This window comes from Halobacillus sp. GSS1, assembly GCF_017307035.1.
Lineage (GTDB): Bacteria > Bacillota > Bacilli > Bacillales > Halobacillaceae > Halobacillus > Halobacillus litoralis.
This window is the reverse complement of the sequence record NZ_JAFLHE010000001.1, coordinates 195,413-208,912: the sequence shown is the minus strand read 5'-3', so window position 1 is coordinate 208,912 and position 13,500 is coordinate 195,413. Positions and strand designations below refer to the sequence as shown.

Here is a 13,500-nt window from a genome sequence, read left to right as displayed (position 1 = left end):
TTTATTTAGTGGGTTTTACACTTATCGAATAGATTCTGATCTTTTAAAACCCCAATTAATGTCTCACCCATCACTGAAGGTGTTTCAGCCACTTGGATTCCACATTCGTTCATGACACGGATTTTTTCATCAGCCGTACCTTTACCACCGGAAATAATTGCACCAGCATGCCCCATGCGTTTTCCTGGAGGGGCTGTGCGACCGCCAATGAAGCCGACGACAGGTTTGTTCATGTTCGCTTTCACCCATTCAGCTGCTTCCTCCTCGGCAGTTCCACCAATTTCACCAATCATGATGACCGCTTCAGTATCAGGGTCTTCATTGAAAGCCTTCAATACATCGATGAAATCGGTCCCATTCACAGGGTCACCCCCGATTCCTACCGCTGTGGATTGACCAATACCAGCTTCAGAAAGCTGATGGACCGCTTCATATGTCAGTGTTCCAGAACGAGAAACGACACCTACATGGCCTTTTTTATGGATGTAGCCAGGCATGATGCCGATTTTACATTCATCAGGTGTGATGACACCAGGACAGTTTGGTCCCACAAGGCGAGTTTTCTTTCCTTCCATATAACGTTTAACTTTGATCATATCCAAAACAGGAATATGTTCAGTGATGCAAATAGCTAGATCCATTTCTGAATCTGTCGCTTCCATGATGGCATCCGCTGCAAACGGTGCAGGGACATAAATGACGGAAGCATTTGCTCCCGTTTTCTCTACAGCTTCTGCAACTGTATTAAAGACAGGAATTCCTTCCACTTCAGTGCCGCCTTTACCAGGTGTGACACCGCCCACAATTTGTGTTCCATACTCGACCATTTGTTTTGTATGGAAAAGTGCTGTCGATCCTGTAATCCCTTGAACAATGACTTTTGTGTTCTTATCAATATATACACTCATCTGATTCCCCGCCTTTCTTACTTGACTAGTTCAACGATTTTTTGTGCGCCTTCTGCCATAGAATCTGCAGAAGTGATGTTCAAGCCTGATTCATCAAGAATTTTCTTCCCAGCATCTACGTTCGTACCTTCCAGACGAACAACGAGCGGCAATGTAAGTCCGATTTGTTTAGTCGCTTCAACTACACCCTCAGCGATGACATCACACTTCATAATGCCTCCGAAAATATTGACGAAAATTCCTTTTACATTTTCATCTGAAAGGATGATTTTGAAAGCTTCGGTAACTTTTTCTGTTGTAGCGCCGCCTCCGACATCAAGGAAGTTGGCAGGATCTCCGCTATAGTGTTTGATTGTATCCATGGTAGCCATCGCAAGACCTGCACCATTAACCATACAGCCGATGTTTCCATCAAGTGCGATGTAACTTAGGTCGTATTTGGATGCTTCTACTTCTTTTGGATCTTCTTCTTCAAGATCACGAAGTTCACCAATGTCTTTTTGACGGAAAAGAGCGTTATCGTCAAAGTTTAACTTGGAGTCAAGCGCCATTACTTCCCCGTCACCTGTTGTAACGAGTGGGTTGATTTCTGCAACAGAGCAATCCTTTTGTACAAAGACGTCATAAAGGCCAAGCATAAACTTAACAGCTTTTCCTAAAGATTCTTTCGGAATATTAATATTGAATGCTAGTCGACGCGCCTGGAATGGTGTGAGACCTGTCACAGGATCGATGACTTCTTTGAAGATTTTTTCAGGAGTCTTTTCTGCGACTTCCTCAATTTCTGTGCCACCTTCTTCTGATGCCATCATCGTCACACGGCTAGTCGCGCGATCGAGAACAAGACCGACATAATACTCGCTCTTAATATCGCAGCCTTCTTCGATAAGTAAGCGCTTTACTTCTTTGCCTTCTGGTCCAGTCTGATGGGTTACAAGAGTTTTTCCTAGTATTTCGTCAGCGTATGTACGCACCTCGTCAAGATTTTTAGCAATTTTGACTCCTCCGGCTTTCCCGCGGCCACCTGCGTGGATCTGCGCTTTGACAACTGTGACATCGCTACCTAATTTCTTTGCTGCTTCGACAGCTTCATCTACGGTATATGCGACGTGTCCATTTGGCACAGATACGCCAAAATCACGCATGATTTCTTTTCCTTGATACTCGTGAATGTTCATGTTTCATCCTCCCATCAAATTTCACTGCATGTACATTGTATAAAAAAACGCTATCAATTGTCCATACTAAGCTAGATATCTGTCGAAAAATTCAATAGATTACCAGGTATATTATTATGTAAACTAGATTAAAAATGACAAATTTCCCCTGTTCTATTATTCCAAAGATGCTCTCGATTGCGAAAAACTCAGTTTCGAGATTTCTGATTAGTGAATGGGAGGGTTGCGGGGAATAGCTCGCTTTCCGCGGGAGCGCGGTGAGACTCCTCGGACTATGTCCTGTGGGGTTTCACTAAGCAATTTTTCCCGCAGGAGTCTCGCCATTCCCCTCCGCTCCTTTGCCATTTCAGCCTCTCGAAACCACTGCCATGAAAAATAGCTTTCCAGATCTATTGAGCGCACAATTCTGTGTCTTTCCATTAAAATGCTGTTACGAAGCGTTTATGGCTACTATACAAGGGGAAATAAGCGTCCTGAGGGTTCGTTATCACACTTACCAATGGGGGCTGGGAAGCTCTCCACTTCCCCACAGGAAAGGGCACCAATGCGGCATCAACCTGGTTAGGCACGACTGGCAATACAAGGCCATGACACCGGAAACAACTCGAAAACGACCTTCACTATCCTGTCATATCCTTCAATAAGTGTTATTTATTAAGTTCCTGCTCAACGTTGTAAATGAAGGCGAAAACTTCAGCAACCACCTGATACAGATCTTCCGGGATTTGTTCATTGATGTTCAACTCCGAAAGCAATTCGACGAGCGTAGCGTCTTCTTGTACAGGAACTTGATGCTCCTCTGCTGCTTTTAATATATTTTCAGCAATGATACCCTTCCCTTTTGCCACAACCTCTGGAGCAGCCGCTTTTTCAGATTGATAAGTCAAAGCAATGGCTTCTTTTCTTTTTTCATTCATATTCTGAGATCCACTCCTTCTTCCGCCTTCTCATTTATGTTGGAGTCCGAGGTTTTCGGGACTTCTCTCGTGACACGTGCCTTCAAAGAGTTCAGTTCATACCCCGCCTTTTCTAAGCCCATTTCTAATTTCTGTTGATACGGTTTAAAAAGCTTTTCCAGCTCTGGTTTCTCATTATAAATGACGACAGAGACACGGCGTTCCACAATCTGAAGGTCTATGACAGTTTCCTCCAGCTTAGAAAGATGTAAGTAGAACATGACATGACAATAGTCAGAATCAACTTGGCCATCCTCATTCTTCCGTCCTTCCATGTTCATGTGCACATCCTTCAAAGCCCCTATGAAATCACCTGGAAATTGAAGTGCTATTTGCAGTGTTTGAGGGTTATCCTGGGAGGAAGCAATTTGAGTGCCATTGATGAGGTTTATCAGTCGATTTGCTGTATCTGCTTTTACTTCTGAACCTTCATTTGCCCCTTTGATGAGCAACGACTTTAATGAACTTTCTTTCTGTACAGGTACATCACCCTTTTCAAGGGCTCTTGCTAGAAAATGCTCATCATTGAAACCTGTTTCATTCACTATTGCTTTTAATTGAATCCACATTTTGTCTTTGTCAGACACCGAGACATGTTGACTTAATGCGTGCAATGATTGAACAAGGAGCTTTTGCTGCTCCATTGATAGTTGTTTTCCAAATAATTTTTGCATAGTAGAAACAAAAGAACTAAATTCAGTTCTTGTAAAAGGGGGTTTTTCACTCTCGCTCTGATCTGAAAAAGTGATGGCTTTATCCATAAAAACCTTAGTGGACTCCTGCAAGTGCGGAGTTATTCGCACCAATATTTTTTGGTCCACCATTTTCCTTAAAGTCTCCGACCAATGTCTGCGTGTTTGGCGAGGCAACATGGAGAAATCAGTGTCAGAAGGTGGTGTAGTCCAGAGTGACAGGATTTTTTCCGATGTATTCATCCATTGTTTGATCGTTTGATTTTCTGAAGCCGTCAGAGGCAGCTGATTTTGCAACAACTGTTGTAAAGAAACAGCTACTCGTCTTTTTGAAAAGGGTAACGTATCCATGGCGGGGTTGTTTTGAGACCACTCTTCCTGAAATGAAGAGAGGGTGTGCTTGTTGTCTATGAGCATGGCTTTCTGAAGAAGATGAAAAGTCGCTTGTGAACCATTGGCTAATTTAGAGCTAAATTTGTTCAAAGCAGTGCTATCTGCATAGGGATTTTGTTCTGCTCGTAAAGTTCGAATCATTGATAAAATTTTTTCATCAGAAAGAGAGAGTGATTTTCCGACTAATTGGTGCTCAACATCTGACAAAGCTTGAGAATATTCAACTGTGTATTTCATAGATAATGCCGCATAAACAGAAGGTTGAATGGGCATCTTCCTGCTTACCATATGTAGTAATAGATCGCGTGAAAATGGCTGGTTGGAAGAAGACTGTACCAAGCTGAACGCTCGGGCCAAATCTTTCTTATTGAATGGTACCTTTAAATTAACGATGGCTTTCATCAGGGAGAGGTTGTCTTTGTTTACTTTTACACCTATTTGCTTTAAAAGCGATGCATGATCTATTTGTTCTGTACGCGCTTCAGAACGAGAGACAGCTCGTAATATGAGGGATGGTTCAACCTGCTCGATTTGGAATAAATAAGATGAACCTTTCATCAACGACTGAGTCACGTTAGCTTCCACACTTTTCTTCCCCAAGTTCACCACAACCTTGTTGTCTTGTAGGGATTGAATGACTTTCCCTTTTACCAGTTGGCCCGATTTGAGTTCAGCAGACAGAGGTGCGTGTGTAGATAAACGTGTAAGACCATTGATTATATGATTCATCTCTTTTTCATCCCTTTCTTAACTCAAAGCAAATCTTTCACAGGGGCAAATGTTTTTCTATGAATCGGACAAGGCCCGTGATTTTTTAGTGCTTCGACGTGTGGCTTTGTTCCATATCCTTGATTGTTACGGAACTCATACATTGGATACCGTTCGTCTATTTCAGCCATCATGCGGTCTCTTGTCACTTTGGCAATGACACTTGCTGCAGCAATCGAAACACTTCTCTCATCCCCTTTAATGAGTTTTGTTTGAGGACTCGAAATCGCGTCCAATTCCATCGCATCAATTAGTAAATGTTCCGGTTTGCCTGAAAGATCTTCGACGGCTCTCTTCATAGCAAGTTTAGATGCTTGATATATGTTGATTTGATCTATCTCTTTATTTGTGACAATTCCTACACCCCAATCAGCATCTGCTTTGATCCGCTCAAAATATGCCTCCCGACTCTTCAAAGAAAGCTTCTTCGAATCATTCAGTCCTGCTAAGTAATAATCACGAGGTAAAATAACAGCACCGGCCACAACAGGACCGGCAATGGGCCCTCGCCCTGCTTCGTCTATTCCTGCAACCTGGGTGAATCCACGTTGGAAGAGATCTTCTTCAAAAACCATCATCTTTTCATACTGACTTCTCAACTCTTGCTTTTGACGGATTTCCTTATGGTAACGCTGCACAAGTTGCTGTACCCCTTTTCTCGAATCCTCTTTAAACAAAGCTAACTCTTGAGAGGTCAATGTATCATCATTCAGTCTTTTCTTTACCTGGGCTACTGTCAATTGGGTCATGCTGCTTAAACCCTCCATTTCTTATCATATCGGACAATTTTCATCATTCTAAAATCAAATAATCTCTTTCTATTTTATATAAACACCTGGGATGGATTTCTTTGAACTTTAATAATTGAGACACTAATGTGGCCATGTATGAATAATTTAAAGGTGCAACTCAGAAATAAACTCATAAAAGAAAGCGCAAGGGCATGGAGCCTCTTTGCGCTTTTGTTTATGAGTCAGGGTGTTCAAGGGTGATCATACCCAGCTTCCCTGTTCGCAAGTCTTGTAAGATAATGTCAGAGACTTTTTCAAAATTAATCCGGCCTCCACTTTCGAGGCAGCCTCGTTTTTTCCCAATGGTCTCAAATGCTTCCATCATATCATCCACATTCTCAAGACCAAATCTCTCTTCAAGCCGTTCTGGATAGGATTGATGGAGAAAATGAAGGACATAGGCGGCTACATCTTCTTTAGGAAGGATTTGATCTTTAATCGTGCCAATGGCAGCTAAGCGATATCCAACTTCCTCTTCTTCGAACTTCGGCCATAGAATTCCAGGGGTATCAAGCAATTCAAATTCTTTTTTCACTTTTATCCACTGCTGCTTCGTGGTGACGCCTGGTTTATCCCCTGTTTTAGCCATTTTCTTGTTGGCCAGTCTATTGATCAACGTTGATTTACCTACGTTCGGGATGCCTATGATCATCGCCCGTGAGGCTCTTGGACGGATGCCTTTCGCTTTGAGTTTATCCATTTTCTCTTTACCTAACTCTTTTGCCAGCTGGACAACTTTCTGTACATCCTGTTTATGATTTGCCTCAATAGCAACGGCTGGAATACCTTGTTCTTTAAAATGTTCAATCCACTCAGTGGTTACATGGGTGTCGGCGAGATCTTTTTTCATCAACACCATCATTTTGGGCTTTTCTTGTAGCGTGTTATGAAGCATGGGGTTCTGAGAAGACATTGGTGCACGTGCATCTACGAGTTCAATTACGAAATCCACGAGTTTAAGTTTCTCAGCGACTTCCCTTTTTGCTTTGGCCATGTGGCCAGGGAACCATTGAATGGTCATATAGATCCTCCTAGTTCACAAGCTGGATGCGATTTAATGGCCAATAGGAAACAACAGCTTCCCCTACCATCTGCTCTTGATCAATCATGCCGAGCATCCTGCTATCTGTCGAGTTGTTGCGGTTATCACCAAGCACGAACAAATGACCCTCCGGGACTTCTTTGTAGTTGCCTGACATATCCTCTTCCATGATGAAGTCATCAGTCAATGGGCGTGTGCCGCTCAATTGCTGTTTACGTTCATCAAGAAAGGGCTCTTCCACGGGTTCTCCATTCACATAGAGTTGATCATCTTCATAGGCAATATGATCACCAGGAAGGCCGATCACCCGTTTGATATAGTCTTTACGTTCTGTTGCATGAAATACAACGACATCAAATCGCTCTGGCGATCCAAGCGTATAATTGAGTTTACTCACAATCAAATGATCTCCGCTATGTAAAGTGGTCAACATGGAAGGTCCTTCAACGACGACGGGTGCAAACAAAAACACTCTTACGATGACAGCTAATACACCGGCGATAAGAAATGCTTTCAACCAGTCCAACCATTGTTGTTTCATCATTATCCCTTCTTCCTTGAATGAAGGAGTCTGGAGCGGCAAAACCACAGTATACCGGCTGTAGAGATACAGCCTTTCCATAATACAGGGTTAACTTTGCTGCTGAATGCTCTCTTGTCTTATGTTTTATTATAGTCTTATAAATCATATCATAAATTTCTTAAACCTTGGTTCCATTTTCGTTTAGCTTTGTTTTCGAAAACTCAGTTTTGAAAGTCTCATGGAGGGTTAGATGCTTCTGAAAATTCATGTGAAGAAAATAATGATTTTGTTAAACCTATAGATAAGTAGAAAAAAGGAGCTTGACATCGCAAGCTCCTTTTCACTGAAATTAGATAATTTCTTTAATACGTGCCGCTTTACCGCGTAGGTTACGCAAGTAGTAAAGTTTCGCACGACGTACTTTACCACGACGAGTACGCTCAATCTTAGCGATACGTGGAGAATGAACTGGGAATGTACGCTCAACACCTGTTCCGTAAGTAATCTTACGAACAGTGAATGTTTCGCTGATTCCGCCGTTCTGACGCTTGATGACAACACCTTCGAATACCTGGATACGTTCACGTGTGCCTTCGACAACTTTCACGTGTACTTTCACAGTATCACCAGGACGGAAATCAGGGTGATCCGTACGAAGTTGTTCTTTTGTAATGTCATGAATCAATTGTTGCATGATTTTCACTCCTTTTTAACTAATGCTCTTGTCTTCTAAGAGGCAGCGGAACATCGTTTTCCACTTAAACCGTACGTTTAAGCACAAAATTTAATATACCATATCTAGAGACAAACATCAACAATACTCAGCTATTTTTCCACTCTTCCAACCACGATTGCTCTTTGGCAGATAATTCTCTTCCTTCAAGCAGGTCAGGCCTTCTTTCGAAAGTACGCTTCAATGACTGATAGTGACGCCACTCATCAATTTTGGCATGGTTCCCTGATAAGAGGACATCCGGCACTTTGTGACCTCGAAAATCAGCCGGCCTCGTATAATGGGGATGCTCCAGCAAACCGTTTGAGAATGAATCCATCGGTGCCGACTGTTCATTTCCGAGAACCCCTGGAAGAAGTCGGACTACGGAATCGATGACGACCATCGCACCCAGCTCTCCACCAGTAAGGACATAATCACCGATGGAAATTTCATCAGTCACCAGTTCCTGTCTGATCCGTTCATCATACCCTTCATAATGGCCGCAAATAAAGACAAGGTGATCTTCTTCGGAAAGTTCTTCCGCTTTCTGCTGGGAGTAGGGTTCTCCCTGCGGGCAAAGAAGCACGACACGTGGAGGTTTTTCCGCCGAATCTTTGATGGACTGAATACTGTCAAAAATAGGCTGCGGGGATAAAACAAGACCTGCTCCTCCCCCGTAAGGGTAATCATCGACTTTGTTGTGTTTGTTTTCAGTGAAATCACGGAAATTGATATATTGATGTGAAAAAGCTCCCTGTTCCTGAGCACGCTTCATGATGGAATTCTTCAATACACCATCAAACATTTCTGGAAAAAGTGTCAAAATATCAATATGCATTAGTCCAGCAGCCCCTCTATTGGATCGATGATGATGGTTTTCCGCTCCGGATCCACTTCTTTAACGACAGGTTCGATATATGGAATGAGAACATCCGGCTGATTCTTACGCTTCACAACCCAAACGTCGTTCGCGCCAGGGGTAAGAATTTCTTTGATTTCACCTAACTCTTCTCCTGACTCTAAAAACACGCTACACCCAATGATTTCATAAAAATAGAATTCATGATCATCAAGCTCTTCATGATCGTCTTCTGAAACCATCAGCTTTCCATTCTTGTATCCTTCGACATCATTAATCGTAGGATGATCCTCAAAGCTTACAAGGTCGAAACCTTTATGAATCCGGTGTGTCCGAATGACCAGTGGTTTCGGCTCGCTGTTATCACTTACCCAATACAAAAGCTGACCTGGTTCAAATCGTTCATCAAAATCAGTGACACGATGAACTTTCACTTCTCCTTTGATGCCGTGTGTGTTTATGATTTTACCAACATTAAATAACTGTTTTTCCATGAGTGCAATTACCTCGCTCGTATGACTTTTCCGTCTTCCACGACGATTTGACGATCCTGAATGACCTGTTCCCATTGATCGCCTTCTTCAACTTCAATCAATGCCTGTACATCATCCGTTTCAAGTTCACTTCCATCTGGCAGGATATCCAACTGTTTACGTTGATATTCAAGCCACTTCAGTTGATCTTTTCTCCGACCGATTTCTTTCGAAAAACGCCGCTCCACTTCCTGCCTGGAAACCCCGGGCTTACGTTCCAGCTTTTTTTGTTCAAACGAAAGCTGCCTGCATTCACGTTCCAGACGTTGGTATCTTTCGTCGAACTTTTCCTTGATTTGCGCACGGCTCGTCTCTGTCAAAATCTGTTTGACAGGTACTGTTCGGATGATCTGCATCTTTCGCCCGCCCCTCTGCTATTCCTTGAGAATAGTAAAAAAGGGAAAAGGTTTCCCTTCTCCCTTCTTACACCAATAAAATTAGTTCTCTTACATGATATCCAAATAGATCCGTTTTTCAGAATCTGAACCTGCCGCATAAACGACAGTTCGAATCGCTTTCGCAATCCGCCCGTTCTTACCGATTACTTTCCCTACATCATCCGGGTGGACCGTTAGATGATAAACCACTTTGTGATTTTCTTCTTTCTCATCCACCACAATGTCATCAGGATGATCGACAAGCGGAGTTACGATCGTTTCGATCAAGGTTTTCATGGGATCACCACTACTTTATGATTTATTGGTTTTTCTTATCGTGGAACTGCTTCATGATGCCTTCGTTAGAGAAAAGGTTACGAACAGTGTCGCTTGGCTTCGCGCCGTTAGACATCCAGTCGATCGCTTTCTCAGCATCAAGTTTAACCTCTACAGGGTTAGCAACTGGGTTATATGTTCCGATTTGCTCGATGATACGTCCATCACGAGGAGAACGAGAATCAGCAACTACTACACGATAAAATGGGTTACGCTTAGATCCCATACGTTTTAGGCGAATTTTTACTGCCATTTTTAACAACCTCCAAAATTTCTTTAATGTTTCACACAGATTTAGATTTTAGCAGAACTTCAAGGGTGTGTAAAGGTTTTTTCCATTACATAAAAGGAAATTTCATTCCTTTGCCTTTTTTCCCTTTCGTATTGCTCATTTGTTTCATCATTTTCTTCATTTCTTCAAACTGCTTCAACAGTCTATTGACCTCTGAAACAGAAGTTCCGGAACCTTTAGCAATCCGCTTCTTACGGCTTGCATTCATAACAGAAGGGTCCTGTCTTTCATTTTTAGTCATCGATTGGATGATGGCCTCGACATGAACGATCTGCTTGTCATCGAAGGACACATTCTGAAGACCCTTCATTTTGTTCGCACCAGGAATCATGTTTAAAATTTCATCCAGCGGCCCCATATTTTTCACTTGCTCCATCTGCTCAAGGAAATCCTCAAAAGTAAAGGAAGCATTACGCATTTTCGACTCCAGCTCTTTCGCTTGCTTTTCATCGACCTGCGTCTGTGCTTTTTCAATTAAGGTGAGCATGTCGCCCATTCCGAGAATCCTTGACGCCATACGCTCGGGGTGGAAAGTCTCAAGCTGGTCAAGCTTTTCCCCCATACCTGCGAATTTAATCGGTTTACCTGTCACGGCTTTGATGGATAATGCGGCACCACCACGGGTGTCTCCATCCAGTTTTGTGAGAAGAACACCGGTAACGTCCAGCTGCTCATCGAAGCTTTCAGCTACGTTTACAGCATCCTGACCCGTCATGGCATCGACAACAAGGAAAATCTCATCAGGATTGACAGCTTCCTTGATTTCCTGCAATTCACCCATCAAGTCGCCATCAATATGCAAACGACCAGCGGTATCAATGAGCACATAATCATGATGCTCCTCTTTCGCTTTGGCTATCGCATTTTTGGCGATGTCCACAGGGTTTGCTTCAGTACCTTCCTCATGGACAGGCATATCTAGCTGTTTTCCGAGTGTCTGTAATTGCTGGATGGCAGCTGGACGGTAAACGTCCGCACCAACGAGTAATGGCTTCCTGTTGTAGCTTTTACGCAACAGGTTCGCAAGCTTCCCGGTAGTGGTCGTTTTACCTGCACCCTGCAAGCCGACCATCATAATAACCGTCGGAGGACGCTTGGCAACAGCAATCTTACTTTCGTCGCCACCCATCAGATCGGTAAGCTCTTCTTTAACAACTTTGATAACCTGCTGCCCAGGGGTCAGGCTTTCCATGACCTCTTGACCGACGGCGCGTTCACGGACACGCTTCACAAAATCTTTAACGACTTTAAAGTTTACATCGGCCTCAAGGAGGGCGAGACGGACCTCCCTGGTCATCTCTTTTACGTCTTGTTCGTTTACCTTCCCTTTGCCTTTGATTTTCTTGATCGTTTCCTGCAAACGGTCGGATAAACCCTCAAATGCCATCGAAGATCCCCTCCTATTCTAATTCTTGTAATTCGTGCAGCCATGATTCATAAGGCGCAGGGAGCTCGTCTTTTTTAAACTGAGCCTCCATTTCCTTAATCACTTTCTGCCGCTTTTCAAACTTCCCATATAGATGAAGCTTTTTTTCATATTCTTCAAGCATCGTCTCTGTTCGGCGAATATTATCGTAAACGGCTTGACGTGAGACATCAAAGGTTTCCGATATTTCACCAAGAGAGTAATCTTCGAGATAGTACAACTCCATATAGTTTCTCTGCTTAGGAGTTAACAACGATTGATAGAAATCAAATAGATAATTAATCCGTGTCGTTTTTTCAAGCATGCTTGAAGCACTCCTTGTTAAGTGAAATGCCTTTACACATAAATACTAAAGGAACATGTACCTTTATGTCAAGGCTTATGAAAGTTCTTCTTCTTCTTCATATTCTTCAATCATATCTGCAAACAGACCATAAACGAAAGCATGAGCATCGAATGTTTCAAGATCGGTCACTTTTTCTCCCAGGCCGACGAGTTTTACCGGGATCTCCAATTCATTTCGGATGGCAAGAACGATTCCGCCTTTTGCTGTTCCATCAAGTTTTGATAGGACAATGCCGGAAACATCCGTCGCTTCAGAAAATGTTTTTGCCTGGCTCATTGCATTCTGTCCTGTTGTAGCATCGAGGACAAGCAGCACTTCATGAGGAGCTCCAGGAATTTCACGTTCAATGACACGTTTGACCTTGGAAAGCTCATTCATCAAGTTCACTTTATTTTGCAGACGACCGGCAGTATCGCAGATGAGAACATCGGCATTCTTCGATTTTGCCGATTGAATGCCATCATAAATGACAGCAGCAGGATCACTGCCTTCACTATGCTTTGTGACATTCACCCCAACACGTTTGCCCCACTCTTCCAGTTGCTCTATGGCACCTGCACGGAATGTATCTCCTGCGGCAAGGGTTACGTTCTTCCCTTCCCTTTTCAATCGGTGGGCGAGTTTACCAATGGTCGTTGTTTTCCCTACCCCATTTACGCCAACAAATAGATAGACTGTCAAACCATCTGGATTTTCATTCAACCCTTCGATCTCTTCAGCGCGATCATCACCATAGTAGATTTCAACCAGTTTTTCGGAAATAATTTCTTTCACTTTTTGAGGATCCTGAACGTTTCTGCGTTTCACTTCCATTTCCAGCTCCTCAATCATTTCCATCACGGTTGTAACCCCGACATCAGCAGAAATCAACACTTCCTCTAATTCCTCAAAGAAATCTTCGTCGACGGTTCGGTAACGGGCGACGAGATCATTAATTTTCGTTGAGAATGAATTCCTTGTTTTAGCCAGTCCCATTTTAAATTTGGAGGCGATCGACACTTTTTCATCCTCTTCCTGGCTCTCTCGATCATCATCTTCTGTCATAGATTCATCCAGAGCTCCTACATTCTCCTCGTCATCATCAACCACAGATGATTCTACAGTCTCTTCTTCTACTTCCACTTCAGGTTCAGCAGCGTCTTCTCCATCCAAAGTTGTTTCCGTTTCTTTCGTTTCTGTTTCTCCCTGAAGGTCGGTCACCTCTGGATCTGTACTACCTGAGAGTGGGGCATCGGATTCCTGAGAATCCTCCCTATCCTCGGAATCCTCTGTTTCATGGGCCTGCTGTTCCTCTTTTTTTTCATCCGACTCAGGATCTTTCACGAATTTTTCTTTCAGTTTCTTAAAAAAACTCATCGACTCATC

At 43.0% G+C, this 13,500-nt stretch carries 16 protein-coding genes; all 16 read right to left on the bottom strand.

The features are described from left to right. Window positions 1–5: 5 nt before the first annotated feature. Window positions 6–908 (bottom strand): succinate--CoA ligase subunit alpha, encoded by a 903-nt coding sequence (sucD, locus tag J0K78_RS01055; protein ID WP_160913170.1) that lies wholly within the window; start codon window positions 906–908, stop codon window positions 6–8. Window positions 909–925: 17 nt separating this feature from the next. Next, window positions 926–2,086, bottom strand: a complete 1,161-nt coding sequence (gene sucC, locus J0K78_RS01050; protein ID WP_206945024.1) for an ADP-forming succinate--CoA ligase subunit beta — start codon at window positions 2,084–2,086, stop codon at window positions 926–928. Window positions 2,087–2,733: 647 nt separating this feature from the next. Further along, window positions 2,734–3,003: an EscU/YscU/HrcU family type III secretion system export apparatus switch protein gene (locus J0K78_RS01045; RefSeq protein ID WP_160913168.1), complete on the bottom strand. Its 270-nt coding sequence runs from the start codon at window positions 3,001–3,003 to the stop codon at window positions 2,734–2,736. After that, window positions 3,000–4,856, bottom strand: coding sequence for a hypothetical protein (locus J0K78_RS01040; RefSeq protein ID WP_206945023.1), 1,857 nt, complete (start codon window positions 4,854–4,856; stop codon window positions 3,000–3,002). The genes J0K78_RS01045 and J0K78_RS01040 overlap by 4 nt, the downstream gene beginning before the upstream one ends. Window positions 4,857–4,879: 23 nt before the next feature. Continuing rightward, entirely contained in the window at window positions 4,880–5,644 is a 765-nt protein-coding gene (locus J0K78_RS01035) for a ribonuclease HII (protein WP_206945022.1), read from the bottom strand. Between the two features lie 217 nt (window positions 5,645–5,861). Next, on the bottom strand, window positions 5,862–6,707 hold the full coding sequence (ylqF, locus tag J0K78_RS01030) for a ribosome biogenesis GTPase YlqF (RefSeq protein ID WP_206945021.1): 846 nt from the start codon (window positions 6,705–6,707) through the stop codon (window positions 5,862–5,864). Between the two features lie 10 nt (window positions 6,708–6,717). After that, entirely contained in the window at window positions 6,718–7,269 is a 552-nt protein-coding gene (gene lepB / locus J0K78_RS01025) for a signal peptidase I (protein ID WP_206945879.1), read from the bottom strand. 331 nt (window positions 7,270–7,600) lie between these two features. Further along, window positions 7,601–7,945, bottom strand: coding sequence for a 50S ribosomal protein L19 (rplS, locus tag J0K78_RS01020; protein WP_089652436.1), 345 nt, complete (start codon window positions 7,943–7,945; stop codon window positions 7,601–7,603). 127 nt (window positions 7,946–8,072) lie between these two features. Continuing rightward, window positions 8,073–8,804, bottom strand: a complete 732-nt coding sequence (trmD, locus tag J0K78_RS01015; protein WP_206945020.1) for a tRNA (guanosine(37)-N1)-methyltransferase TrmD — start codon at window positions 8,802–8,804, stop codon at window positions 8,073–8,075. After that, entirely contained in the window at window positions 8,804–9,319 is a 516-nt protein-coding gene (gene rimM, locus J0K78_RS01010) for a ribosome maturation factor RimM (protein ID WP_206945019.1), read from the bottom strand. The genes trmD and rimM overlap by 1 nt, the downstream gene beginning before the upstream one ends. Window positions 9,320–9,327: 8 nt before the next feature. After that, window positions 9,328–9,714, bottom strand: coding sequence for a YlqD family protein (locus J0K78_RS01005; RefSeq protein WP_206945018.1), 387 nt, complete (start codon window positions 9,712–9,714; stop codon window positions 9,328–9,330). Between the two features lie 90 nt (window positions 9,715–9,804). Further along, complete coding sequence (locus tag J0K78_RS01000) at window positions 9,805–10,032, bottom strand: KH domain-containing protein (protein ID WP_089652440.1); 228 nt, start codon at window positions 10,030–10,032, stop codon at window positions 9,805–9,807. A gap of 22 nt (window positions 10,033–10,054) precedes the next feature. After that, window positions 10,055–10,324: a 30S ribosomal protein S16 gene (rpsP, locus tag J0K78_RS00995; RefSeq protein ID WP_089652441.1), complete on the bottom strand. Its 270-nt coding sequence runs from the start codon at window positions 10,322–10,324 to the stop codon at window positions 10,055–10,057. Between the two features lie 85 nt (window positions 10,325–10,409). Further along, entirely contained in the window at window positions 10,410–11,750 is a 1,341-nt protein-coding gene (ffh, locus tag J0K78_RS00990; protein ID WP_160913154.1) for a signal recognition particle protein, read from the bottom strand. A 13-nt stretch (window positions 11,751–11,763) separates the two neighbouring features. Then, entirely contained in the window at window positions 11,764–12,093 is a 330-nt protein-coding gene (locus J0K78_RS00985; RefSeq protein WP_115824939.1) for a putative DNA-binding protein, read from the bottom strand. Window positions 12,094–12,168: 75 nt separating this feature from the next. Continuing rightward, window positions 12,169–13,491 (bottom strand): signal recognition particle-docking protein FtsY, encoded by a 1,323-nt coding sequence (gene ftsY / locus J0K78_RS00980; protein ID WP_206945017.1) that lies wholly within the window; start codon window positions 13,489–13,491, stop codon window positions 12,169–12,171. Window positions 13,492–13,500: the final 9 nt, after the last annotated feature.